This is a genomic window from Pseudorhodoplanes sp. (genome assembly GCA_032027085.1).
Classification (GTDB): Bacteria; Pseudomonadota; Alphaproteobacteria; order Rhizobiales; family Xanthobacteraceae; genus Pseudorhodoplanes.
In genome coordinates this window covers 559,240-583,767 of the sequence record JAVSMS010000001.1, presented here as the reverse complement: position 1 = coordinate 583,767, position 24,528 = coordinate 559,240, and the positions used below count along the sequence as shown (strand labels likewise).

The 24,528-nt window shown below is 62.8% G+C and carries 25 protein-coding genes; 14 read left to right on the top strand and 11 right to left on the bottom strand.

Translation table 11 applies throughout. From position 1 onward, the window contains the following. Nucleotide 1 precedes the first annotated feature (1 nt). Together RO009_02860 and RO009_02855 are read right to left on the bottom strand one after the other, a co-directional pair. Nucleotides 2-1,408 carry a hypothetical protein gene (locus RO009_02860; protein MDT3683968.1) on the bottom strand — a complete coding sequence of 469 codons (1,407 nt, stop codon included), beginning with the start codon at nucleotides 1,406-1,408 and terminating at the stop codon, nucleotides 2-4. 275 nt (nucleotides 1,409-1,683) lie between these two features. Next, nucleotides 1,684-1,998, bottom strand: coding sequence for a DM13 domain-containing protein (locus tag RO009_02855; protein ID MDT3683967.1), 315 nt, complete (start codon nucleotides 1,996-1,998; stop codon nucleotides 1,684-1,686). A 3-nt stretch (nucleotides 1,999-2,001) separates the two neighbouring features. Between RO009_02855 and RO009_02850 the strand changes: the two genes are divergently transcribed. Together RO009_02850 and RO009_02845 are read left to right on the top strand one after the other, a co-directional pair. Then, the gene (locus RO009_02850; protein MDT3683966.1) at nucleotides 2,002-2,340 is read left to right on the top strand and encodes a hypothetical protein; all 339 of its coding nucleotides are present in this window, start codon (nucleotides 2,002-2,004) and stop codon (nucleotides 2,338-2,340) included. Nucleotides 2,341-2,438: 98 nt separating this feature from the next. Next, nucleotides 2,439-3,140, top strand: a complete 702-nt coding sequence (locus RO009_02845) for a porin family protein (GenBank protein ID MDT3683965.1) — start codon at nucleotides 2,439-2,441, stop codon at nucleotides 3,138-3,140. A 48-nt stretch (nucleotides 3,141-3,188) separates the two neighbouring features. On the opposite strand, the gene RO009_02840 is transcribed toward RO009_02845, so the two are convergent. The 4 genes from RO009_02840 to RO009_02825 are packed head-to-tail and all read right to left on the bottom strand — an operon-like array spanning nucleotide 3,189 to nucleotide 5,948. Then, on the bottom strand, nucleotides 3,189-4,427 hold the full coding sequence (locus tag RO009_02840) for a CCA tRNA nucleotidyltransferase (GenBank protein ID MDT3683964.1): 1,239 nt from the start codon (nucleotides 4,425-4,427) through the stop codon (nucleotides 3,189-3,191). After that, nucleotides 4,427-4,690: a DUF6111 family protein gene (locus tag RO009_02835; GenBank protein ID MDT3683963.1), complete on the bottom strand. Its 264-nt coding sequence runs from the start codon at nucleotides 4,688-4,690 to the stop codon at nucleotides 4,427-4,429. Before RO009_02835 ends, RO009_02840 begins: the two co-directional genes overlap by 1 nt. Further along, on the bottom strand, nucleotides 4,687-5,349 hold the full coding sequence (locus RO009_02830) for a CoA pyrophosphatase (GenBank protein ID MDT3683962.1): 663 nt from the start codon (nucleotides 5,347-5,349) through the stop codon (nucleotides 4,687-4,689). Before RO009_02830 ends, RO009_02835 begins: the two co-directional genes overlap by 4 nt. After that, the gene (locus tag RO009_02825; GenBank protein ID MDT3683961.1) at nucleotides 5,349-5,948 is read right to left on the bottom strand and encodes a DUF1285 domain-containing protein; all 600 of its coding nucleotides are present in this window, start codon (nucleotides 5,946-5,948) and stop codon (nucleotides 5,349-5,351) included. Before RO009_02825 ends, RO009_02830 begins: the two co-directional genes overlap by 1 nt. Nucleotides 5,949-6,152: 204 nt before the next feature. On the opposite strand from RO009_02825, the gene RO009_02820 reads away from it, so the two are divergent. The 4 genes from RO009_02820 (at nucleotide 6,153) to RO009_02805 (ending at nucleotide 13,128) form a co-directional block, all read left to right on the top strand. Continuing rightward, entirely contained in the window at nucleotides 6,153-7,163 is a 1,011-nt protein-coding gene (locus RO009_02820) for a MoxR family ATPase (GenBank protein ID MDT3683960.1), read from the top strand. Between the two features lie 3 nt (nucleotides 7,164-7,166). Next, on the top strand, nucleotides 7,167-8,120 hold the full coding sequence (locus tag RO009_02815) for a DUF58 domain-containing protein (protein MDT3683959.1): 954 nt from the start codon (nucleotides 7,167-7,169) through the stop codon (nucleotides 8,118-8,120). Then, nucleotides 8,117-10,996, top strand: a complete 2,880-nt coding sequence (locus tag RO009_02810) for a DUF4159 domain-containing protein (GenBank protein ID MDT3683958.1) — start codon at nucleotides 8,117-8,119, stop codon at nucleotides 10,994-10,996. The genes RO009_02815 and RO009_02810 overlap by 4 nt, the downstream gene beginning before the upstream one ends. A gap of 65 nt (nucleotides 10,997-11,061) precedes the next feature. Next, a complete protein-coding gene (locus RO009_02805) occupies nucleotides 11,062-13,128 on the top strand; it encodes a hypothetical protein (protein MDT3683957.1) in 2,067 nt (688 codons plus the stop codon). A 54-nt stretch (nucleotides 13,129-13,182) separates the two neighbouring features. Here the strand turns inward: RO009_02805 and RO009_02800 are convergent, their stop codons facing one another. After that, nucleotides 13,183-14,163 (bottom strand): tripartite tricarboxylate transporter substrate binding protein, encoded by a 981-nt coding sequence (locus tag RO009_02800; protein MDT3683956.1) that lies wholly within the window; start codon nucleotides 14,161-14,163, stop codon nucleotides 13,183-13,185. A 155-nt stretch (nucleotides 14,164-14,318) separates the two neighbouring features. Continuing rightward, on the bottom strand, nucleotides 14,319-14,828 hold the full coding sequence (locus tag RO009_02795; protein ID MDT3683955.1) for an N-acetyltransferase: 510 nt from the start codon (nucleotides 14,826-14,828) through the stop codon (nucleotides 14,319-14,321). A gap of 142 nt (nucleotides 14,829-14,970) precedes the next feature. Here RO009_02795 and RO009_02790 point away from each other — a divergent pair, with 142 nt between their 5' ends. Then, nucleotides 14,971-15,951 carry a glutathione S-transferase family protein gene (locus RO009_02790; protein MDT3683954.1) on the top strand — a complete coding sequence of 327 codons (981 nt, stop codon included), beginning with the start codon at nucleotides 14,971-14,973 and terminating at the stop codon, nucleotides 15,949-15,951. 849 nt (nucleotides 15,952-16,800) lie between these two features. Next, a complete protein-coding gene (locus tag RO009_02785) occupies nucleotides 16,801-17,334 on the top strand; it encodes a transposase (GenBank protein ID MDT3683953.1) in 534 nt (177 codons plus the stop codon). Between the two features lie 150 nt (nucleotides 17,335-17,484). Here RO009_02785 and RO009_02780 read toward each other — a convergent pair whose 3' ends face one another. Then, complete coding sequence (locus RO009_02780; protein MDT3683952.1) at nucleotides 17,485-17,931, bottom strand: NUDIX domain-containing protein; 447 nt, start codon at nucleotides 17,929-17,931, stop codon at nucleotides 17,485-17,487. 258 nt (nucleotides 17,932-18,189) lie between these two features. Here RO009_02780 and RO009_02775 point away from each other — a divergent pair, with 258 nt between their 5' ends. Both RO009_02775 and RO009_02770 read left to right on the top strand, forming a co-directional pair. Further along, entirely contained in the window at nucleotides 18,190-19,146 is a 957-nt protein-coding gene (locus RO009_02775; GenBank protein MDT3683951.1) for a ferritin family protein, read from the top strand. 3 nt (nucleotides 19,147-19,149) lie between these two features. After that, nucleotides 19,150-20,043 carry a metallophosphoesterase gene (locus RO009_02770; protein ID MDT3683950.1) on the top strand — a complete coding sequence of 298 codons (894 nt, stop codon included), beginning with the start codon at nucleotides 19,150-19,152 and terminating at the stop codon, nucleotides 20,041-20,043. A gap of 91 nt (nucleotides 20,044-20,134) precedes the next feature. Here RO009_02770 and RO009_02765 read toward each other — a convergent pair whose 3' ends face one another. Together RO009_02765 and RO009_02760 are read right to left on the bottom strand one after the other, a co-directional pair. Then, a complete protein-coding gene (locus RO009_02765) occupies nucleotides 20,135-20,713 on the bottom strand; it encodes a hypothetical protein (GenBank protein ID MDT3683949.1) in 579 nt (192 codons plus the stop codon). A gap of 49 nt (nucleotides 20,714-20,762) precedes the next feature. Further along, entirely contained in the window at nucleotides 20,763-21,539 is a 777-nt protein-coding gene (locus RO009_02760) for a TIM barrel protein (GenBank protein MDT3683948.1), read from the bottom strand. A gap of 135 nt (nucleotides 21,540-21,674) precedes the next feature. Here RO009_02760 and RO009_02755 point away from each other — a divergent pair, with 135 nt between their 5' ends. The 4 genes from RO009_02755 to RO009_02740 all read left to right on the top strand — a co-directional run bounded on the left by RO009_02755 (nucleotide 21,675) and on the right by RO009_02740 (nucleotide 24,441). Beyond that, the gene (locus RO009_02755) at nucleotides 21,675-22,316 is read left to right on the top strand and encodes a cation transporter (protein MDT3683947.1); all 642 of its coding nucleotides are present in this window, start codon (nucleotides 21,675-21,677) and stop codon (nucleotides 22,314-22,316) included. Between the two features lie 268 nt (nucleotides 22,317-22,584). Continuing rightward, nucleotides 22,585-22,794 (top strand): cold-shock protein, encoded by a 210-nt coding sequence (locus RO009_02750; protein MDT3683946.1) that lies wholly within the window; start codon nucleotides 22,585-22,587, stop codon nucleotides 22,792-22,794. Between the two features lie 177 nt (nucleotides 22,795-22,971). Next, nucleotides 22,972-23,205 (top strand): hypothetical protein, encoded by a 234-nt coding sequence (locus RO009_02745; protein ID MDT3683945.1) that lies wholly within the window; start codon nucleotides 22,972-22,974, stop codon nucleotides 23,203-23,205. Nucleotides 23,206-23,415: 210 nt separating this feature from the next. Next, nucleotides 23,416-24,441: a TRAP transporter substrate-binding protein gene (locus RO009_02740; protein ID MDT3683944.1), complete on the top strand. Its 1,026-nt coding sequence runs from the start codon at nucleotides 23,416-23,418 to the stop codon at nucleotides 24,439-24,441. Nucleotides 24,442-24,528: the final 87 nt, after the last annotated feature.

Below are 24,528 nucleotides of genomic sequence, written 5' to 3'. Positions count from 1 at the left end.
ATCAATCACGCCTGCGGGAGATGACATAGGATTCGTCGTTGAACCAAAGCCCGTTGTGCTTGCGCAGCACTTCGCGCGTCGCCTCCAGATAATGGCTGTCCTTGACCACCTCGTTCAGTCGTTCGTCCTCAACCTGCGCGACATAGATGGCCGCGTTCCATGCTGCGAGCGTTGTCGACGTGCCGATCGAACCGGTGACTTCGCTGGGCAGCGTGTGCATGTCGTATCGGAAGATCGAGCGATTATCCGCGTAGGTGTTGAAGTTGAGATCACGCGCGGCCGGCCCGAGAACGCGCTTGACTTCGCGCAGGATGGCATGCCGGTCGGTGTGATACGGATTGTCGCCGGGCCAGACCTTCTGGATGATTTCCATGCCTGGGTCGCCGCCGGCAGAGTGAATCGCGATCAACCGGCCGCCCGGCCCCAGCGCCCGCGCGAGTGGCGCAATCACCTTGCTGGCCTTGAATTCGGCTGAGGCGCGGGCACGATAAGGCTGCGAAGCGATGATCAGATCGAAATTGGCATGCGCCTGTCCGCGCTTCGGAATGATCGGATCGAGCAGGAATTTGTGATCCTGCCGGTAGATGACGAGGACCACCGGACGTTCGTAGACGGGATTGCCGGTCTTGGTGCTGACGCCGGCTTTCCAGTTCTCCGCCAGGAAATCCTGCATGGCGGTGATCTGCTCTTCGAAATCGTGCGACGATGAGCCGGTCAGCGCGACTTCATGCCAGATCAAACTGTTGGCAGCCGCCGGCGACTTCACGGTCAGCCAGGGCGCTTCCGAATAATACATGTTGGTAAGCACGAGCACTGTGGATGGGTGCTCGTAGAGACGGTCGGGCATTTTTTCGAGCGTCAGCCGGATATCCTCCAGACTGATTTCCTTGCCGGAAATGTAAAACGGCATGGTCGGGAATTTGTGATGCATCGCGCGCAAGGTGCGCGTCAGCACCGTGCCATCGCCCATGCCAGCATCGAAGATACGCACCGCCGGCGGCCGCGGATGAATATTCGCCAGTTCAAGCGTAACGCGATTGGCGACCACCCATTTCTCACTGCAAGTGTTCACAAAGAGCAGATATTTCTGCCGGTTGTCGAAGAACCGGAAATTCCGCTGCGGGTCGTCGTTGTCTGCAATCGGCACGGGCGGAGCGGCAGGAACAAAAGCAGGCGTGGACGGGCGTCCGCTTCGCTCAATGATCATGGGGCGGGCGCCCTCCCTGTCGATGTGAGTTGTCATGAAGGCTTTGATGCGATCGAGCGTTTCGGTCGTGATCCGACCGCCATTGCGCAGGCGGCTCGTCAACTTGCCGTCATTGACGGCGCGACGTCCGAAGGTCGACTCGGCAAGCCCGGTCTTGCGGCAATAGTCGGAAATTTCCTGCAACAGCTCGGCTGCGTTCATGCCCTGCTCCCAGTCGTTTCCTGCGAATTTATTTTTGTGCGATCGAACCGCCCCGGCCATAGTGGGTCAACCACAAAACATCCCATCGGAATTGTGGGCAAATTGATGGGCAAGCGCCCATAATTTTAAGTTATTGATTCTACAGCTATTAAAGGTGGTACGGTTATGTTCACGAGATGCTCGCCTCTGCTTGCCGGCTGAGTGCTTTCTTAAAGTGGGAATTATCCCACCATTAGCAAGCGGGATCGCAGACATCTGAACAAGAGATGGGTGGGTCAGGAAACCGGCTTCAGATCGGCGGGCGAAATCAGCACGCCAAAGCGCTCGCACCAGATGATGACACTGGGAAAAGCGTTCAGATCGACGCCGGCCGGAATGGCGTAGCGCTGACTTCCCTTGAATGCGCGCAACCGGCCAAGATCGACGAACGTCACATTCGTCATGTCGTCTTCGTCACGGATCATGGCCTTCGGCACGAGATAGACATGATAGGCCGGACCAGGTCCGACCTCGAAATCCGGCTCAAGGAAAACAGCCCGCTCATAGACGCTGACCTTTCCGCGGCCCCAATGAATGGGATCGGATGGCATGGCGTGAATGAAGGTGCCGGTCGCAACCAGCGTCGCGCGATCCGCCTCACTTATGGTTTCGCTGGCGGGCGGAGGTGGAAAAACAAACGGAAAAAGAAAGAAACCGAGCGCGACGCCGAACCGGTGCCGACCACGGCACCGAGCAGAAATATGGCAAGCGCGCGCCACAATCTCCGCATGACATTTAACTGCCTGTTTACCCTGCCTTCGCAGATCGTCGAGTTTCCAAAGCGTCTCACTACCATCCCACCGTCAGCTCTTCCATTCACGCATCATAAGTGTTGCGTGACAGTCACATGGCGCGGCGAAAGGGGAATAAGGCAGCATGGTGACGATTTATGAGGAACTTTCGCCCTAATTGGTTCTTAGCAGAGCGTCTGGGACGACAAGCGGATTCCCTTCTGCTCGAAATCTAACACACCCAAAACGGGGGACATCGAATGCGTAAGGTAACACTCTCTCTTCTGGCGGCTGCCGGCCTCGCTCTCGGCGCGCAGTCTGCTTCGGCGGCCGATCTTGGCCGTCCGGTTTACAAGGCGCCTGCACCTGCCGTCGTTGCGGCTTACAACTGGAGCGGCTTCTATCTCGGTGGGCATGTTGGTGGTGCGTGGAGCAGCGAAGATGCGACCGATATCACCACGGGCGCGGTCGTCTCGACGGATCCGGATGGATTCATTGGCGGTGTGCAGGCCGGCTACAATTGGCAGGCTGATCGCTGGGTGTTCGGTATCGAAGGCGACTGGTCGTGGTCGGGTGCCGATGGAAGCGCTCCGCTTGTGGGCGCGCCGTTCACGTCGGAACACAATTGGTATGCCACCCTCACTGGCCGCGTCGGCTACGCGTGGGATAATTGGATGTGGTATGTGAAGGGCGGTGCTGCTTGGGCTGACAAGGACTATACTTATCTCGGCGTTACAGCCAGCGACACGCGCGTCGGCTGGACGCTGGGCACCGGTGTCGAATGGGCGCTGGCGCCGCAATGGTCCGCGAAGCTCGAGTATAATTACCTCGACTTCGGCAAGGACACCTACACCTTCGGTGCTTTCCCGGTTGATGTGGACACCAACGTTCACCTGATCAAGGCCGGCATCAACTATCGCTTCGGTGGTTGGGGCAAGGCTCCGGTTGTCGCGAACTACTGATCGCGCAAGCATCTGAAAACAAAAGCCCCGGTCTCGGCCGGGGCTTTTTTATTTTGTTGCTGCGATTGCGTTGTCGAGAATGCGGTCAATGGATTCTTGATCGGCCGGAAAATCGGCGGCGATCCAGGTTTGCTCGGCACTGCGCAGCACCCGCCCCAGCAGCGGACCTTTCGGCACGCCGCGCGCCATGACTTGCGCGGAGGCGATCGGAAAATCCGGCGGCGTCCAGCGGCGCGGCAGGCCGGCCATTTCCTGCCAATGCGCGTCCGACAGACTTTCCGGCGAACGACTCCATGCGAGCAATATGCGGTCGATAAAGCGCTCGGTCTGCAGCCGGTAGAGCAAGGCGCGCATGTCCTTTGCCGACGATTGCGCGCAGATGCGCCACCAGCCGTCGCCCATCGATTCTAGGCGATCGTGTTCGGCATTGGCGAGCCGCAAGCGTTGCGTCAGCCGCTTTGCATCCTCGGAAACGATCACACCCAACGCGCCGAGACGGCGGACGGGATCGGCCGCGAGCCCGATGGCATTCTCCGCTTTCATCATGTTGCTCAGCGAGGCGAGCAGCGGCACGCCGCCGAGAAGCGACACCAGCAATCCGGTTTCCGACATCACAGCCAGCACCGGCACCGCGTGCGGTGCCGCAAGCAGCTTCAGCAATTCCATTCGGATACGCTCGCGCGACAGGCCCGCGAGACCCGCACGCGCCGCGATGCAGGCGGCCAGTCCGTCCGCATCCGGCAGCCCTTCGCCATAGGCGGCGTGAAAGCGGAAGAAGCGCAGGATGCGCAGGTAGTCCTCGGCGATGCGGTCCGCCGCGCGTCCGATAAAGCGCACGCGCCGCGCCGCGAGATCGGCCAGTCCGCCGACATAATCATGCACGGTGCCGTCGCGCGTCACCGACAGCGCGTTGATGGTGAAATCGCGCCGTTCGGCGTCCGCCTTCCAGTCGCGGCCGAATGCGACTTTCGCCTTGCGGCCGTAGGTTTCGACATCCTGGCGCAGGCTTGTCACCTCGAACGGCCGGCCCTCGACGATGACGGTGACGGTGCCATGATCGATGCCGGTCGGCGCTGTTTTGAAGCTCGCTTGTTCGGCGCGGGCGACAACGGTCTGCGGCTCCGCCGTGGTGGCGACATCGAATTCGTGAATCGGCATTCCGAGCAGCGCGTTGCGCACCGCGCCGCCGACCACGCGCGCCTCTTCCCCGTCGCGGTCGAGCACATCCAGCAGCCGCACCAGGGGACCGTGCCGCAGCCATTTTGCGTCTTCCAGGCGCGCCGTCATCACTTGATCTGCCCCGGCACCAGTTTGTCGTTCTCCATATGCGGCGGCACATATTCCGAGCCTGCGGGCGCGCCGGAACGTTGTGCCAAATAAAAGGAACTGCCGATCAGCAAGACAAGCGCCGACAGCGTCAGCCAGACGAGGACGCGCAACGGCCAGGATTCCGGATGCAGCACGCCGGCGCGCGTGGCGAGCAGAAAGGCTGCATAGAGCACAAAAGGGGTCAGGAACAGCGCGATATCGATGAGGATGCCCCTGATCATTCCTGATAAATCCTTTCATAGAGATTCCGCAGGATACCCGCAGTCACACCCCAGATGTAGCGCTCGCCGAACGGAATGGCGTAATAGTGCCGCGTCATCCCCTGCCATTCGCGGCTGTGGCGCTGATGGTTGGCCGCTTCCATGAGGAAGGCGAGGGGCACCTCGAACGTGTCATCCACCTCGGCGCGATTGAGCGCCAGCGAGAAGCCGGGCCGCACCCGCGCCAGAGCCGGCACGATACGATAGCCGAGCGTCGTTAGATAAAGATCGAGATAGCCGACCGGCTGGACGAATGCCCCCGTCAGGCCAATTTCTTCGTCGGCTTCCCGCAAGGCTGCGGCCAGCGGTGTCGCATCGGACGCATCGATCTTCCCGCCGGGAAAGGCGATCTGTCCGGGATGATCCGGCAGATGCACCGCGCGCTGGGTGAGCAGCACCATCGGCTCGTTGCGTTCGATCACAGGAATGAGGACCGCCGCCGGCTTGATCGGCCGCACCGCGGCGATCGCCGACGCTACCGGATCAAGGTCGTGATCGCCCCGCTTCGGCAGCATGTCAGGATCGGTAAGCCCCGCCGGAACATCGAGCGACAGTCGTTTTTCAGCGCGGCGGAAAAAATCTGTGTCCGCTGTTGCTGCAGATCCGTTGGCAATATCCATCAGGCAAATTCCTTCAACGAATCCGCTTCGGCCATCGCAAAAAACGCCTCGCCCGACGCGACGCCGAACATGCGCCGTCCACCGACCTCGCGCTCCTCGCCACGCGCGACAAGATCGTAGAACAAGGCGCGTGTGACCTTGGCCCAGAGATCCCGTCGCACATGCAGATAGGGTTTCAAGCCGCCGGAGCCTTCTTCGCACTGGAAGCGGAGAGGATGTTCGGCGTCGCAGGTGATATGATCGTCGACGTTGGTACGGAATGCGAGGACCGGCCGCCCCGCGGATTGTCTCACGGTCATGTCGACGGCGAGGAACGGCGCGTCGTCCACGCGGATGCCGACTTTCTCAACCGGCGTGACCAGGAAATATTTCTGTCCTTCCCGCTTCAGCACCGAGGCAAAGAGTTTCACCAGCGCCGAACGGCCGATCGGGCTGCCCATGTAGAACCAGGTTCCATCCGCCGCGATCCGGATGTCGAGATCGCCGCAAAAGGGCGGGTTCCAGAGGTGGACCGGCGGCGGACCTTTTTCCCCAGCGCGGCGCGCAGCACCCGCGATGCCCTCGAAATGGGCCGAGTTTTCCTGCCTTTCCTTCGCCATTCTTTCTCTTGAGGCTGCTTTCAATGACATTTTTACGATGCGACTTGGCGCGCATAAATGTGATCGGGAGATCACCCCCTGCGCGCTCGCGAAAATAGCGTAAGCTGCAGATGTGTAACGAACCAGCGGGAGATTCGCCTTCGGTTCCGCTGGCGCGCTTGGTGCATTCAATCTGTACAAGCGGGGCCAAACAAGGAGCAGGACATGGCGGTATCCAGCGGCGAAAGCCTCGACAAGCTTGAAGATATGATTGTACGGACGGCGGAATTGACCGCCGCCCACGCCCGTGCCGCCAAGGATGCCATAGGTGCCGTCATTTTCGGCCAGGAGCATGTGGTTGAGCAGGCCCTAACCACCATTCTCTCCGGCGGCCACGCCTTGCTGGTTGGCGTGCCGGGCCTCGCCAAGACCAAGCTGGTGGACACCATGGGCACGGTCCTGGGCCTCGACGCCCGCCGTATCCAGTTCACCCCCGATTTGATGCCCTCCGACATCCTCGGATCGGAAGTGCTGGAAGAAAGTCCGGGCGGCAAGCGCAGCTTCCGCTTCATTCCGGGACCGGTTTTTGCGCAATTGCTGATGGCGGACGAAATCAACCGCGCCAGCCCGCGCACCCAGTCGGCCCTGCTGCAGGCCATGCAGGAACAGCATGTCACCGTTGCAGGCGTGCGGCACGACGTGCCGAAGCCGTTTCATGTCCTCGCGACACAAAACCCACTGGAACAGGAAGGCACATATCCGCTTCCGGAAGCGCAGCTTGACCGTTTTCTGATGCAGATCGACGTCCATTATCCGGATCGCGACGCTGAACGGCGCATGCTGTTCGACACGACGGGAGCCGAGGAGAGCAAGCCGAAAGCGGCGATGTCGGCAGACGAGCTTATGTCCGCCCAAAGACTGGTGCGCCGTTTGCCGGTGGGTGAATCCGTGGTCGACGCCATTCTCGCTCTGGTGCGCTCGGCGCGTCCGGGCGAAGCGGCGGCCGAGGTCTCGCACCTGATCGCCTGGGGGCCCGGTCCCCGTGCCAGCCAGGCGCTGATGCTGGCCGTGCGTGCGCGGGCGCTGCTCGACGGGCGGCTGGCGCCGTCGGTTGATGACGTGCTTGCGCTTGCCGAGCCTGTGCTGAAGCACCGCATGGCGCTCACTTTCGCGGCGCGGGCAGAAGGCGAAACCGTCGAAGCTGTCATTTCGCGGCTGAAGGCGCGCATCGGCTAAGACATGGCCGTCCAACCTCGCCCACACACCCACAATGCCGAGGCGGAAGCGGTTCGGCACGCGAGCGGGCAGGCGCGAACGCTGGCGGCGAGCATGCCGCGTCTTATCTTAGAGGCGCGCCGTATTGCGGCGACGGTCATTCACGGTTTGCATGGCCGCAGACGTTCCGGCACCGGCGAGAATTTCTGGCAATATCGCCGCTTCCTGTCCGGTGAGCCGGCGCGCCGCGTCGACTGGCGGCGTTCCGCGCGCGATGATCATCTCTATGTGCGCGAACAGGAATGGGAAGCTGCGCACACCGTCTGGATCTGGCCGGACCGTTCGCCGTCGATGCTGTTCATGTCGTCCCTGGCACCGGAATCCAAGCTCGACCGCGCGCTGATCGTGGCGCTGGCGCTCGCTGAAGTGCTCGTCGAAGGCGGCGAGCGTGTAGGCATTCCGGGACTGATACGTCCGACCGCCAGCCGCCAAGTGATCGACAAGATCGCGCAGGCTTTGGTTCACGACACCAGCGAACGCGCCAGCCTGCCGCCGGCGTTCTCGCCGTCGCCGCTGTCGGAAATCGTAATGCTGTCGGATTGCTGGAGTCCCGTCTCGGATTTCACCGACAAGATCGAATATCTGTCCGGCTCGCGTGCGCATGGCCATGTCGTGCAGATCGTCGATCCCGCGGAAGAGACGTTCCCGTATTCGGGGCGCGTCGAGTTTCTCGATCCGGAGGGCTCTGAAAGCGTGACCGCCGGCCGCGCCGAAACCTGGCGCAACGACTATCTCGAACGGCTCGCCACACACCGCGCGCAGATGCGCGCGGAGACGGATCGGCTGGGTTGGAGCTTCGCCATTCATCGCACGGACCGGCCGGCCAGCGAACTGGTGCTGTCATTGCATGGCCGCATGGGTGAAAGCGCGAACAGGTCGCTCGTGACTCCCAAGACCGCGCCGGAGACGGCGGCATGATCGGCGGCCTTCCCATCGGCTTCGCGCAGCCTCTCGTTCTGCTGGGCCTCCTCAGCCTTCCGGTGCTGTGGTGGCTATTGCGGCTGATCCCGCCACGTCCGCGCCGGCTGGAATTTCCGCCGGCACGGCTTCTCTTCGATATCGTTCCGAAGGAAGAGACGCCAGCGCGCACGCCTTGGTGGCTTACCTTGTTGCGTCTGGCGCTGACCGCGTTGGTGATCATTGCGGCAGCCGGTCCGCAATGGAATCCGTCGGTTGCAACTTCAGGCGGCAGGGCGCCGCTGGCGTTGCTCATCGATGATGGCTGGGCGGCCGCCGCCACATGGGAGGCGCGCATTCGTACTGGCGAAGATGCGCTGGCGCGTGCCGAAGCCGACAATCGCGGCGTCGCCATTATTCCCGTTTCGGAAGCGCATCGCGGCATCGCGCTGCAGAACCCCGCCGCCGCGCGCGTGCAATTGCGCCAGTTGCAGCCCAAACCGCATTCCGTGGAGCGCAGCGAGGCGTTGCCCGCCTTGACACGGTTTCTCGCGGCGACGCCCGACGTCGAACTGATCTGGCTGTCGGATGGGGTGGATGTCGGCCGCTCGAGCGAGTTTGTGACTGCCTTGGCCGGATTGCTCGACGATCGCTCGATCACGGTGGTCGAGGGCGGGGTGGCCCCGGCGCAGGCTTTGACGGCGGCCAACAACGCCGCCGGTTCGCTGACAGTGAAGGTGTTGCGATCGGCCGCTGCCGGCGCCGATCAAGGCGTGGTGCGTGCGCTCGACCTGAAAGGGCTGCCGCTCGGCGAAGCACGCTATCAATACAAGAGCAGTGAGCGCGAGGCCGATGCCGAATTCACCCTGCCGGTAGAGATACGCAACGATATTGCACGGCTTGAGATCGCGAATGAACGTTCGGCCGGCGCGGTGCAATTGCTCGACAATAGATGGCGGCGCCGTACCGTCGGCGTGATCACGGGCGCGACTGCGGATACGGCGCAGCCGTTGCTTGCCTCCACCTATTATCTGTCGCGTGCGCTCGGTCCCTTCGCCGATGTGCGCATGGGCGAGCGGGTGTCGCCGTCCGAGGCGGTGGTGCGGTTCCTCGATCAGAATGTGCCCATGCTGATCCTTGCGGATGTCGGCAACGTCGTCGGCGGCGCGCGCGAGCGGCTGTCGAAATGGATCGAGGATGGCGGCGTGCTGGTGCGCTTTGCCGGTCCGCGGCTTGCCGCGGCCGACGACGATCTTGTGCCGGTGCGGCTGCGCCGCGGCGGCCGCACGCTCGGCGGCAGCCTGAGCTGGGAAAAGCCGCAGGCGCTCGCGGCTTTTTCGCGCGAAAGCCCGTTTGCCGGCATGACGGTGCCGAATGATGTCACCGTCAATCGCCAGGTACTTGCCGAACCGGAAGCTGGCTTGTCCGATCGTACCTGGGCGACTCTTGCCGACGGCACGCCGCTGGTCACCGGCGCGCGGCGTGGCAAAGGAATGGTGGTCCTGTTTCACGTCACTGCCGATACGCGCTGGTCCGACCTGCCGCTGTCGGGCGCCTTTGTTGACATGCTGAAGCGCGTCGTCGCGTTGTCGGGAACAGCGGTGGCGGCCACCGAGCCGGGCGAGAAAGCCGCGCGCGAGCGGGAGACCCTGGCACCGGCGCGCGTGCTGGACGGCTTCGGTGCCTTCACTGCGTCGACGGCGAGCGCAAAGCCGGTCCCGGCCAATTTCAGCGCGCGCGCAACGGCAGATTTTCCGCCAGGCTTTTATGGTCCACCGGAAGGATTGCTGGCGGTGAATACACTCGCGCCGGCCGACCGCTTGCAACCGATGGATTATGCCGGCCTGAACGCGCGCCGTGAAGCCTATCGGCTGACCGAGCCGCTCGATCTGCGGGGGCCCATTCTGCTGGCTTCGCTTGCGATGCTGCTGATGGATGCGCTGATCGTATTCTGGCTCTCAGGCGGCATCGGTCGCCTGATGCGCCGCCGCCGCGCGGCTACCGCGGCGATCTTGTTTGCCATCCTTGCGGGCGCCGTCGCAATGCCGGTGCCGTCCGTCGCGCAAATCAGGCCAAATCCGGCAGGGCCCGCGCCGGCTGCTCCTCCGCAAAATTCCGCGCAGGCGGACGATTTTGCGATGAAGGCGGCGCTGGAAACGCGCCTCGCTTACGTTGTGACGGGAGACGCGGAAACCGACGCCATCAGCAAAGCGGGCCTGAGCGGACTGACCCTGTTCATGGCGCAACGCACCGCGCTGGAGGCCGGCGAGCCGATCGGGCTCGATATTGCACGCGACGACCTGAGTTTCTTCCCCTTGATCTATTGGCCGGTCGTGCCCGGCGCGCCGAAACCCTCGCAGCAGGCGCTGGCGCGGATCGATGCCTACATGAAACAGGGCGGCACCGTGCTGTTCGATACGCGCGACGCGATCATGGCGCCGCCCGGACCGGGCGGCGAGACGCGCAGCCCCGGCATGGCGGCGTTGCGCGAGATCGTCGGCTCGCTCGATATTCCCGAGCTTGAGCCGGTGTCGAAGGATCATGTGCTGACGAAAACGTTCTTCCTGCTGAAGGATTTTCCGGGCCGCTTCGGCACCGGCCAGCTCTGGGTCGAGGCGCTGCCGGCGAATGATCAGATCGACGACGAATCCGAAACCAGACGTCCGGCGCGCGCGGGCGACGGCGTGTCCTCGATCATGATCACGTCCAACGATCTCGCCGGTGCCTGGGCGATGCGCCCGGACGGGCAGGCGACGCTGCCGATGGTGGCGAGCGAGCCGCGCCAGCGCGAGATGGCGTATCGCGCCGGTGTCAACATCGTCATGTACACGCTCACCGGCAACTACAAGGCGGACCAGGTGCATATCCCGGCTCTGCTGGAACGCCTGGGCCAATAGAGAGGAGCGAAATCAGGAAGAGTGGAATTGGTTTTCCTGAATTCGTGACAAACACGTAGGAACACATGGGCTTCGGCATCGATTTCGCACCGCTGGTTCCGACATACGTCCTCTGGGCGGGCGCGGCTGCCGCGATCGTCGTGATTGCGCTGTTGCTCCTGTCGCGCAGCCGCGGCGCGCTGGTTCGCGCGGCGGCTTTGGCGCTGGTGGTGCTGGCGCTCGCCAATCCGTCCTTCACCAAGCAGGATCGCGAGCCCTTGTCCTCGGTCGCGGTCGTCGTGATCGACCAGAGCCCGAGCCAGAATTTCGGCGATCGCACCCGACAGGCGGAGGAGGCACGCGCCGCGCTCAAGGACCGGCTGTCGCGCATTCCCGGCCTTGAAGTTCGTGTGGTCGAGGCGGGGCAGGCCGACGGTGAGACTGACGGCACGCGATTGTTCAACGCGCTCGGAGCCGCTCTCGCCGACGTGCCGCCGGATCGCGTCGCCGGTGCGTTCCTTGTCACCGACGGCCGCGTGCATGACGTGCCGCCGGACGCCGCTTCGCTTGGCTTCGCCGCTCCCTTGCATGCGCTGATCACCGGCAAGGCGGAGGAGCGCGACCGCCGCGTGGTGCTCACCTCCGCGCCGCGTTTCGGCATTGTCGGGCAGTCGCAGACCATCGCCTTCCGCGTCGAGGACCAGGGTGTGCGTCCCGGCACCGCGCGCATCACCGTGCGGCGCAACGGCGAGCCGATCGAGAACCGCGCCGTCAACACCAACGCGCCGTTGCGCGTGACTGTGCCGATTCCGCATGCCGGTCCGAACATCGTCGAGATCGAGGCGTCGCAGCTCGATGACGAGTTGACGCCGGTAAACAACCGCGCCGTCGTGTCCATCGACGGCGTGCGCGACAAGCTGCGCGTGCTACTCGTCTCCGGCGAGCCGCATGCCGGCGAGCGAACGTGGCGCAATCTCCTGAAGTCCGATGCGTCGGTGGATCTTGTCCACTTCACCATCCTGCGTCCGCCGGAGAAACAGGACGGCACGCCGATCAACGAATTGTCGCTGATCGCATTCCCGACGCGCGAATTGTTCCAGCAGAAGATCGGTGAATTCCATCTCATCATCTTCGACCGCTACGCGCGGCAGGGGGTACTGCCGATCATCTATTTCGACAATATCGCGCGTTATGTGCGCGAAGGCGGGGCGGTGCTGATCGCCGCCGGCCCCGACTACGCAAGCCCGACCTCGCTGTGGCGCACGCCGCTCGACACCATCCTGCCAGCGGAGCCGGCGGGCACGATGACAGAGCAGGCGTTCCGTGCACGGTTGACCGAACTTGGCAAGCGCCACCCGGTGACGCGCGAGCTTGAGGGATCGCAGAGCGATCCGCCGCACTGGAGCCGCTGGTTCCGTGTGGTCGACGCGAAAGTCGGCCAGGGCTCTTCGATCATGGAGGGACCGGACGGCAAGCCGCTGCTGGTGCTCTCACGCGAAGGCGAGGGACGCGTCGCGCTTCTTCTTTCCGACCATATCTGGCTCTGGGCGCGCGGCTTCGAAGGCGGCGGTCCGCATCTCGATCTCCTGCGCCGGCTGTCGCACTGGCTGATGAAGCAGCCCGATCTCGAGGAGGAGGCGTTGCGCATCGTCGCGCGCGGACGCGATCTGACGATCGAGCGCCAGACCATGGCGGAAGAGGTTGCGCCGGTGACGGTGACGACGCCATCGGGCGAGACGCGCAGCATCACGCTGCAGGTCGCCGAGCCTGGTTTGTGGCGCGCCGTCACGCCCGCAAACGAGCTCGGGCTCTGGCGCGCGAGCGACGGCAAGCTGACGACGCTGGTGAATGTCGGTCCGGTCAATCCGCGCGAATTTTCCGAAGTCACCTCGTCCACCGACGTGCTGAAATCCCTCAGCGAGGCGACCGGCGGCGACGCGCGACGGCTGGACGACAATGGCGCGCTGCGGATGCCGCGCATTGTCGGCGTGCGATCGAGCGAGACTTTCCACGGCAATGACTGGATGGGCGTGAGGTTGCGCGACGCATCGGTTGTGCGCGGCATCGGCGTCTTGCCGGTGTTTGCGGGATTCCTCGGATTGCTGCTCCTGGTCGGCTCGCTTGCGGCTACATGGGCGAGAGAAGGACGCTGACCGGAGCTCCGCTCGCGCTGCGAGGCAGCGCGAGCGTTAGTGCCGAAGCGCGGATTAATCGATCTTGATGCCGGTGGCGCGCACCACCGAATCCCACTTGTCAAATTCCGCCCGCATGAATTTGCCGAGTTCCTCGGCCGTGCTCGGCGCGCCATCGAAGCCGAGGGTGGTGAGGCGCTCCTGGATGTCGGGCTGCTTGAGAATCTCGGCGATCTGCCGCTGCAGGAAATCGACCTTGTCCTTCGGCGTTCCGGCCGGGAACAAAGCGGCCACCCAGTAAAGCGACTCGTGCTTGGGAATGCCGGCCTCCTCAAGCGTCGGCACATCCGGGAAGAACCGCGAGCGCGTCTTGCTCACCACCGCGAGCGGCCGCAGTTTTCCGTCCTTGATATAGGGCGCCACCGTCGGCACCACATTCATGAAGATCTGCGTCTGCCCGGCAAGCGTGGCCTGCACCGCCGCCGCACCCCCCTGGAAGGGAACGTGCGCGACCTTGAGACCATGCGAGATCTTGAACAGATTCTCGCCGACAAGGTGCGGCGTCGTGCCGAAGCCCGGCGTCGCATAATTGTATTTGTCGGGATCGGCTTTGATCAGCGCGATCAGCTCTTTCATGCTTTTGGCCGGTACCGACGGATTGACCACGATCAGTTCGGGACCGGAGACGATGAGGGAGACCGGCGTGAAATTCTTGAACGGATCGAACGGCACTTTCGCGCGCAGCACCGGCTGCACCACCACGTCCTGCGTTGTCAGCAAGGCGGTGTAGCCGTCCGGAGCGGCCTTCGCCGCATTGGCAATGCCGATGGTGGCGCCGGCGCCACCGATATTCTCGACGTAGAACTGCACGCCGTTCTTCTCGGACAATTTCTGCGCAACCAGACGCGCGATGGCGTCGGTTGGTCCGCCCGCCGGATACGGCACAACAAGTCTGACCGGCCGCTCCGGATATTTCTGAGCCTGGGCTTGCCCGAAGGTTGCGGTCGCGAAGAGCGCAAGCGACGCCGCCAGCACACACTGAGTGATTGGACGCATTTTCTCCCTCGATCTTGAGTTCATGCAATCGGGTGAGGACATACAACTTCCCGATCGAAGGATTTTATTTACATCAAAGGCTGCACTGAACGAAGCGGCAAGACCGATCGCAACAAAAATCGATCGCATTGATCGACTGACGCGAACAGTCCGCCTTATGCCTCCGCCCAGTCCGGCATGATCTCGCCGCTGACGCCGGCAAAAGCACCGGGAGAAAGCTCGGAGACGAGAAGCCGCGCGGGATCGACCGGCCCCGGCATTTTCACTTGACCCTTCTTGATGCGTGTGAAGCCGAGCGGCCCGTAATAAGGCTCGTCTCCCACCAGCAGCACCAGTTTGTGTCCTTTGGTCCTTGCCTCTTCGCAGGCGCGTGCCACCAGCGCCTTGGCGATGCCGCGGCCGCGGAACGGCGGCTCGACGGTGAGCGGACCCAAGAGGAGCGCCCGCGTCTCGCCGATGGTGATGGGCGAGAGCCGCACCGATCCGACCAGCAGGGTGCCGATGCGGGCGGTGAAGGACAAAGCCAGATCGTGCGTGACGCCTTCGCGAATGCGGTAAGCGGTGCGGGCGAACCGGCCCGGGCCAAAGGTCCGTTCGTGCAGCCGCTCGATGGCGACGGCGTCTTCGGGAGTCTCGGGCAGGATGGTCAGCGACAGATCTGTCATGCGGCGTGCGCCTTAGCATTTTGGCGATGGAAAAGCCATTGGGTCTGTCGTTCCCGCTCTGGCGCGGACGAGCCATGTCCCGATAGCGCGTTGTTTTGATCTGCCGGCGCTCTACATAGGTCGGACGGCAACGGAGATCGGCATGGGCTTTTTTCTCGACGGGGTATGGCACGACCAGTGGTATGACACCGGCAAGAGCAAAGGGCGTTTCGAGCGCGAGCCCACGCGCTTCCGCAACTGGGTGACCGCGGACGGCCAGGCCGGCCCAAGCGGCACGGGCGACTTTCTCGCCGAAGGCGGCCGCTATCATCTCTATGTCTGCCGCGCCTGTCCCTGGGCGCACCGCACCCTGATCTTCCGCAAGCTGAAGAAGCTTGACGACCTGATCACGGTCTCGACCGTGTCGCCGCTGATGGGCGATGTCGGCTGGACATTCAACGAGGATGAAGGGTCGAGCGGCGATCCGGTCAACGGCGCCAGGACGCTCGGTGAAATTTACCTGAAGGCCGATCCGAAATATTCCGGCCGCGTCACCGTGCCGGTTTTGTGGGACAAGAAGACGAGAACAATCGTCAACAACGAATCGTCCGAAATCATTCGCATGTTCAATGCCGCCTTCAACGGCCTGACACGCGACCGCACCGACTATTATCCCGAAAAGCTGCGCGGCGAGATCGACCGTATCAATGAGCGCGTCTATGCCGAGATCAACAACGGCGTCTATCGCGCCGGATTCGCCACCACGCAGGAGGCCTATGAAGAGGCCTTCGACAAGTTGTTCGCGGCGCTCGACTGGGTCGAGGAGATTCTGAGCCGGCAGCGTTATCTTGCGGGCGGCTTGATCACCGAGGCGGACTGGCGGCTGTTCACGACATTGGTCCGCTTTGACGCGGTCTATGTCGGGCACTTCAAGTGCAACAAGAAGCGGATCGCGGATTATCCGAACCTGTCGAATTACCTGCGCGAGCTCTATCAGGTGCCGGGCGTTGCCGGCACCGTCGACATGCATCACATCAAGACGCATTATTATATGAGCCACCGGCAGATCAATCCGACCGGCATCGTGCCGAAAGGACCGGAGCTGAATTTTGCGGCGGGGCATGACCGGGATCGGTTTGGCTGAGGAGACTCTGCCGGCGTGCCATCAACCGCGTGGCTTGCGCCGCCGCCTCGTCCCAATCGAGGCCGCTACGGCGTGCGGCCAGCATAGTGTCGATCCAGCGCAACTGCTCCGCAGAATAAATGCAGGAGTGATCGCGGAAACATATCTCGGCATCGTCCGTGCAGGCGCGGGCGCGGCGGCATTGCGCGAGGCAACAGGTTCGCCAGAAGCCATAGGACGTGTTGAGGGCGCGCATGTCCTCCGTCTTGCGCGCCGCGCTGCGCCGCCGCCTCTCGTCCTTGAAGCCTCGGCTGAAGTCCTGCATGCAATCTCCTCTGTTGTCGTCGCTGCGGGCACGAGGTTGCGATCCCGCGGCGCGCCTGCGCCCGGGTTTTGCGTCGTTTCCCCTCGCTCCGCATGAGCGAGGGGTGGTGGAGCGCCGCGCGGCGCATCCAGCCTGATCCGCACCTGCGGTGCGGGCGCGCATTGACGCAGCGCGCTCGCCTCGCGGCGCTCCACCGCGGCGTTCTGATGGGGCCCGACAGCGCGGGACTGTTCCCCACCAACCCCGGGCCGCGCTTCCCGGACCGCGCACACGTGGCCGATCCGACTTAAGCAAGCTCCTTGCGCCCCGGTCCTATTGCCGGAGGGGGCGGAGCCCCGGGGCCACCCGAGTGCGGATCGTACGTTACGACCCGCCCGCAGGGCGCCGCATCCCGCTCCATCCTCAAGACGTCTCCGGAAGACGCCCCTCGTGAACGGGACAAGAATAGGTATATTATCCGTTAGGAATAAAGTCAATAGGTTTGTTGCATGATTTTTTGTAGGATGGGTTGAGCGAAGCGAAACCCATCAGATGGCTGTGAATAAATGACCAGCTACCGTCGGAATTTCAGTCCGGGTGCCAGCTACTTCTTCACAGTCAATCTGTTCGACCGGCGATCAGGTCTGCTCACTGAGCACATCGATGAACTGCGCGCTGCGTTTCGCGAAGTACGTCTTTCTCATACGTTTACGATCGACGCGATTGTTGTCCTGCCCGACCATTTGCATGCGATCTGGACGCTGCCTCCGGATGATTCTGATTTCGCCACACGTTGGCGGCTGATCAAATCAGCGTTCTCACGATCCATGCCAAAGGGCGAGGGTATTTCCGCAAGCCGCGCCGGCAAGGGCGAGCGGGGCATATGGCAGCGCCGCTACTGGGAGCATACGCTACGCGACGAGAACGATTTTGAGCGTCACGCGGACTACATCCATTTCAATCCCGTGAAGCATGGCCATGTGTCACGTGTGGCGGATTGGCCGTATTCGTCGTTTCAGCGTTTTGTGAAGCTGGGTATTTATCCGGAAGATTGGGCAGGAAATCTGGAAGACCATAAAATTGCGTTTGGAGAGCGCTGATCTTGATGGGTTTGGCTGCGCTCAACCCATCCTACAATGCTGCGTCGTTCCCGCGAACGCGGGAACCCATAACCACTGCCATCCGATCTGGGTCCCCGCTTGCGCGGGGACGACCGGGTGGAGATTTCGTGCGCACCTGCGTCGTAACACTCACCACCTCTCCGCCGTCTTCGCCCCCGACAGCACCTCGTTGAGCCGCGCGCGCGTCGCGGGCGAGGTGTCCTCCGGCAATTCGCCGGGCGCGAAGAAGCCGTGCGCGACGATTTCGTGGTTCGGCTCGGGCGGCGCGTCCTGCGCGAAATCCTCGATCACGTAGAGCGCGACATGGTCGCGGTTGGAATCCTTGTCGTTGTAGTACATCGCGTAGAGTTCGGGCGTCTTGCGGATGGCGATGTTGCCTTCCTCCATGAGCTCGCGGGTGAGCGCCTCGAGCAGCGTCTCGCCCGGCTCGACGCCGCCGCCCGGCAGGTGCCAGCCCGGCACATAGGAATGCTTGATCAGGAAGACGCGGCCTTCGCCGTTGAGGACCAGCCCGCGCACCCCGAGGGTAAGCCCGCGCGTATGGCGCCAGTAAATGTGCATCAGGCGGCGGATCATGCGGGGCTCCTGAGCCGTTCAATTTCCGTCATGCCCGGCCTCATGCCGGGCATTCCACGTCTTGTTTGTTTGGCAAGAAAGACGTGGCTCCCGAAGCCGGGCTTGTCCGGCTTCGGCATGTTTGGAGTACGCAAGTCGGGTAAACCCGACTTGCGGGACAAGCCCGGACGACTGAAATGGGACCCGAACATACCCCAAACGCCGGCAGTTCAATTATAGTCTGAATCGCGGCCCGCGTTCGCAGGATTGTGAGACACCATGATGCGCTTTGCCGATCTTAGCGAACAGCAGATCCTGGCGCTCGCCATTTCCAGCGAGGACGAGGACAGCCGTATCTATCGCGGCTTCGCCGACGGCCTGCGCGCGCTCTATCCCGCCTCCGCCACCATGTTCGACAAGATGGCCGAGGAGGAACTGAGCCATCGCGAAATGCTGACCGGGCTCTACCGCGAGAAGTTCGGCGATTTCCTGCCGCTGATCCGCCGCCAGGACGTGCAGGGCTTCATCCACCACAAGCCGCTCTGGCTGATGCGCCCGCTCGGGCTCGACCAGGTGCGTGGCTATGCGGCCACGATGGAATATGAGGCGGCGCGCTTCTATCGCCGCGCGGCGGAACGGGCGGCGGACCCGGCGGTGCGCGATCTGCTGACGCGGCTCGCCGAGATCGAGGATCATCACGAGCGCCTGGCCGAACATCTCGGCGAAGCGATCCTGACCAAGGATGCGCGCGCCAAGGAGGACGAGACCGCCCGGCGCATGTTCGTGCTGCAATATGTGCAGCCGAGCCTGGTCGGACTGATGGACGGCTCGGTGTCGACGCTCGCGCCGGTTTTTGCGGCGGCTTTCGCGACGCAGTCCACCTGGGAGACGTTTCTTGTCGGCATCGCCGCCTCGGTGGGGGCGGGGATTTCCATGGGCTTTGCCGAGGCCTTGTCGGATGACGGTTCGCTCACCGGCCGCGGCACACCCTGGATCCGCGGCACCGTCTGCGGGCTGATGACCACGATCGGCGGACTCGGCCATACCTTGCCCTATCTGATCCCCGATTTCTGGACCGCGACCGTGCTCGCCATTTTCATTACGGTTCTGGAACTCGCGGTCATCTCCTGGATACGCTATCGCTTCATGGATACGCCGTTCCTGCGCGCCGCCTTTCAGGTTGTGGTGGGCGGCACACTGGTCTTCATCGCGGGCATTGTGATCGGCAGTTCATAACGCATGTATGTTCTCGCGCATCTGTCCGATCCGCATCTCGCGCCGATGCCGCAACCGCAGCTGCCGGAGCTGCTGAGCAAGCGCGCCATCGGGTTTCTCAACTGGCGGCGCAACCGCCACAAGGTCCACCGCATCGACGTACTGGCGCGCATCCTGCACGATCTGCAGGATCAGATGCCCGACCACATCGCGCTGACCGGTGATCTGGTGAATATCGCGCTGCCGGCGGAATTCTCGGTGGCGCGCGTTTTTCTCGATCATCTCGGCAAGCCGGAAGATGTCTCTTTTGTACCGGGCAATCACGATTTCTATGTGCGGCAGGCGGCGCAATATTTCGGCGCGCATTGGGGCGAGTTCATGCGCGGCGACAGGGGGGCGCCGGGCGAGTTCCCCTATCTGCGCCGGCGCGGGCCGCTGGCGCTGATCGGGGTGTCGAGCGCGATCCCGACGCTCCCCTTCATGGCGACCGGCGAAGTCGGGCCGGAGCAACTGGAGGCCTTGTCGGAATTGCTGCTGACCCTGCAGCGGGAGAAGCTGTTTCGCGTGGTGATGATCCACCACCCGCCGGAGAGCAAGCCGAACCATCGGTTCAAGCGGCTGATCGACGCCGACGCCTTTCGCGCGGTGCTGAAGAAACGCGGCGCCGATCTCGTGCTGCACGGACACGACCATGTGCATTCGGTGGTGATGCTGGAGGGGCCGCGCGGCAGAATTCCCGCGGTCGGCGTACCGTCTGCCTCGTGCTTCGGGGGAGAGTCGGATCCCGCCGCCTATAATCTCTATCGCATCGAGCAGGCGAAGGACGGCTGGCGGTGCGAAGCGATCACGCGCGGCTTTCGCGTGAATGCGGAAGGGCCGGTGGTGGAGCTTGCGAGAAGGATGATTGTAGGCGCGTAGCTTGCAGCCCGCATGGAGCGAAGCGGAATGCGGGTGGACGCGGTGTAATTCCGGATTTCGCTGCGCTCCATCCGGGCTACGTTTGACGAAACTACACTCGCACCGCCCACCAGGCCAGCGCGAACAGGGCAGTGATCGTGAACAGGATGCCAAGCAGGAACGCGCCGAGCACGCGCCATCGCTGCCGCCGACGCGTCTGCGTCGCCGCGCGTTCGGCGCGCGCGACGACATCGCCGTCGCTTTCCAGTGCGCGTTCGCGCTCGACCAGCCGCCGCGCCAGATAGCGGGTGATGTGGCCGGTGGTCTCGCCGATCTCCGGCGACTCGGAGAGGATTTTGCGGCCGTAACGTGTGTCCTGCAGGAAACGGTAGTGCCGCTTGTCGCGTCCCATCTCCACGAAGGCGATGGCGTCGATCCACAGCCGCGGGGTGTCGCCGCGGCTCAGGCCGCGGTCGAAAAGATCGATGTCGGCGGGAATTTCCTTGAAGATCGGATCGAGCGCCTCGTTGAGCAATTCAAGCCGCGCGAGCTCGGCGTCGCGCAATTCCACGACCACGCCCATGCGCTCGGCGCTTTCGATACGCGCGGCGCGCACGGCCTCCTTCAGCCGTTGCGGCGTCTCCGCCGCCGGCGCGGTTCCCGCACTGGAATCCCCTTTTTTACCCCACATCCGATTATTCTAATGACCTCGCGCCTGCGCTGCAAAGCCGACCTGTGAACTATTTCGGCATCACGTAAGGCTTCGCCCAGCCAAGACCGTCCTCGGTTTTCGCGCGGGGGTGGTATTCTGCCGCGATCCAACCGGAATAGCCGAGCGCATCCAGCGCCTTGCAGATTTCCGGATAATTCACCTCGCCTTCATCCGGCTCATGCCGCGACGGCACCGCGGCGATCTGCACATGGCCGATGAGCGGCTGGCATTTCTCAAAACGCTTCAGCAGATCGCCGCCGACGATCTGCGCATGATAAAAGTCGAACTGGATCCTGATGTTGGGCTTGCCGATCTTCGTGATGATGTCGGCGGCGTGTTCGGCGCGGTTGAGGAAATAGCCGGGTCGGTCGCGCAGGTTGATCGGCTCGATCAGGAGCGTGATGTTCTTGTCGGCAGCGAGATCGGCGGCGCGCGTGAGATTGGCGATGTAGGTGCGCTCCGCCGCCGGGCGCTGGTCCGGCGACACCTTGCCTGCGAGGCAATGGATCGCGCTCCCGCCGATGCCGACAATATAGTCGAGTGACTTTGCAAACTGCGCCGCGAAATCGCGCTCGCGCCCCGGCACGGCGGCAAGCCCGAATTCGCCCTCGCGGCCGTGCTCGGTGTTGATGCCGAGCATGGTGAGCTTGTGTTTCTCGAGCTCCGCACGTGCGGCGGCGGCCGGCGTGTCATAGGGGAATTGCGCCTCGACGGCGGCGAAGCCGGCTTTCGCCGCGGCGGCGAAACGCTCGATGAAGGGACGCTCGGAAAACAGGTACGCAATATTGGCGGCGAAACGCGGCATGGTTCACTCGGCGGCAAGCACGAACATCATTACTTTGTAATGGCTCGATGGGAAGGACTGGATTATTTTGCAACCGCGATTGTGTAACACGGCCTCCCGTCGCCATATAGCGCAGATGACTGAGCAAGAATGGACATGAGCGCGAGCTGCTGCGGACCTACCACGACATTCGATGGGCTTTCGGCTGATTACAAGCGCCGTCTGTGGCTGGTGATTGCGATCAACGCTTCAATGTTCCTGGTCGAGATGGGCGCGGGCACGCTCGCGGGTTCGCAGGCCTTGCAGGCCGACGCGCTCGACTTTCTGGGGGATTCCCTGACCTATGGCATCAGCCTGGCGGTGATCGGCGCGGCGCTTCCGGTGCGCGCCTGGGCGGCGTTCGCGAAGGGCATCAGCCTCACCTTGATGGGCCTGTGGGTATTCGGTTCGACCGCCTATCATGTCCTGGTGCTCGGCGTGCCGCGCGCCGAGGTGATGGGCGTCATCGGTATTCTGGCGCTCGCCGCCAATGTCGGCAGCGTGTTCCTGCTCATGCGTTACAGGGATGGCGACGCCAATGTGCGCTCGGTGTGGCTCTGCTCGCGCAACGACGCCATCGGCAATGTCGCCGTCATGCTGGCGGCGCTGGCGGTCTGGGGCACGGCGACGAAATGGCCGGACCTGATCGTCGCCGGCATCATGGCATCGCTGTTCGTCTATTCCTCGATGCAGATTCTGCGGCAGTCGCTGCGGGAATTGCGCAGCGGACAAATCATCGCGTTGCAGCAGCGGCCCTGATCGCGTGACGCAGCGAAGCGTTCTACGACATCGCATTCTCATTTCGGCCGTATTTGATTCAAGCCATGATAGGTCGAAAAGAAAGCCGACCGCTGCCCTTGCGCAAAAGGGCTATTCGTACTATGTAATTCCAATCGAATTTCGGCCTGAACGACTTGGCCCGCTGCGCAAAAAGCGCCTGACTGACGACCTTCTTTCAAAAATTCGAGCGTACCCGTCGTACGTCGTACGGCTGGATTTTTTTTGCATATCTAAAAAGGACTATCCCATGCACACGGGAACCGTGAAGTGGTTCAATAATCAAAAAGGCTTCGGCTTCATTCAGCCGGAAGACGGCGGCGGCGATGTCTTCGTCCATATCAGCGCGGTCGAACGCGCGGGCCTCGGCACCCTGAACGAAGGTCAGAAGATCTCGTTCGACGTGGTTGCCGATCGCCGCAGCGGCAAATCGGCCGCCGATAATCTGCGCGCCGTTTAATCGCCAGTTGAACATGACCTCGCTTTGACCGCGGATGTACCGGCAGAGCGCAAGGTTCAAGAGCCTCTCGCCCGAAATGGGCGTGAGGTTTTTTGTTTTGCGTAACCTTGTTTCGCCTGATTTTATTTGACTAATTTTGTTTCGCCTGACCTGGAATGAGCAATGGAGGGATTGCCAATGACGGCCGACACCGAACGTCCTCGCAAACCGCCGGTGCATCCGTTGACGAAAGAGCAACGAGCGCGGGATGCCGCCCTCGCCATGCAGGAATATCAAGCCGAGAAAAGAGCCGCGGCCGCGAAGACGGCGCGCCTGCGCGAGCAGCGTCTGGCGCGGGACGCCGCAGAGGCGGCGAAGCCGCAGGGGCAGGCAAAGCCGCTCAAGCGGGCGAAGAAAAATTCCGCGTCCTGATCAGGCATCCGGCTTCAGCGGATGCCTGAATTTCCGTGTCAGCGCCGTGGATTATCACGGCGCGTTCCGCCGGCGTCAGCGGACATCAGGCCCATCGCCCATGCGAATGTTCGGCGGCTTGATTTTGATCCGCTTCCCTAGTCTGATCGCGTCACCAGACATCTCACAAAAAATGTTTGAAGACGTTCATATGAGACTGGGGAGAATCGCATGTCCTGTCCGAGAACGATGGGGTTCGTTGCCGGGCTTGTGCTGGCATACCTTATGCCGGCACATGCCCAAGACAAAGAGATCAATCTGAGATTTGCGCATTGGGTGCCGACCGCGCATCCGATGCACGCCGCCGCGGTCGCCTGGGCCGATTCGATCGGGAAGGCGTCGAATGGCACGATCAAGATCACGATCTTCCCGGCGCAGCAGCTGGGCCGGGCGTTTGATCATTATAACATGGCGCGCGACGCCATCTCCGACATCAGTCACATCAATCCCGGCTATGAGCCTGGCCGCTTCCCGATCGTTGCGGCGGTGGAACTGCCTTTCACCTTCTCAAATGCCAAGCAGGGCAGCGCGGCGCTGGACGCCTGGTACCGGCGCTATGCCGAGCGTGAAATGAAAGAAGTGCGATACTGCCTCGCATTTGCGCACGATCCCGGCACGTTTCATTTTACCCGCAAGAAAGTGAGGATGCCCTCCGACATGTCCGGCCTGCGCGTGCGGCCGCCGAACGCGGTGATCGCGAGCTGGATGCGTTCGCTCGGGGCCGCCAATGTGCAGGCGGCGGCGCCGGAAATCCGCGACATTCTGGAAAAGGGCGTCGCCGAGTCAGCAGGCTCTCCCTGGGGCTCGATGGAGCTGTTCGGCATCGACAAGGTCACGAAGTATCACATCGATTCACCCGTCTATGTCTCGGAACAGGTCTGGGTGATGAACAAGGACAAGTACAACGCGATGTCGCCGGCCCAGAAAAAAGTGATGGACGAGCATTGTTCGAGCGAATGGGCGCTGAAGATCGCGACGCCATGGGCCGACTTCGAAGCCGGCGGCAAGGACAAGATCAAGGTGTTGCCGGGTCACGACGTCTATTCGCTGACGGACGCAGAGCTTGCCGCCTGGCGCAAGTCGGCGCAGCCGATCGTCGCCGAGTGGAGTCAGGCGGTACGCAAGGCGGGGCATGATCCGCAGGCGATCCTGGATGACTTGCGCAGGACCGTGATCCGGTACCGGGCGGCGTATTGATGTGTGTGTCCGGTCAGGATGAATTGCGAGCGAAAACACTCTGCATGTTCTCTCCCCCCTTGCGGGGCACGGGAGTGTGCTGAGTGC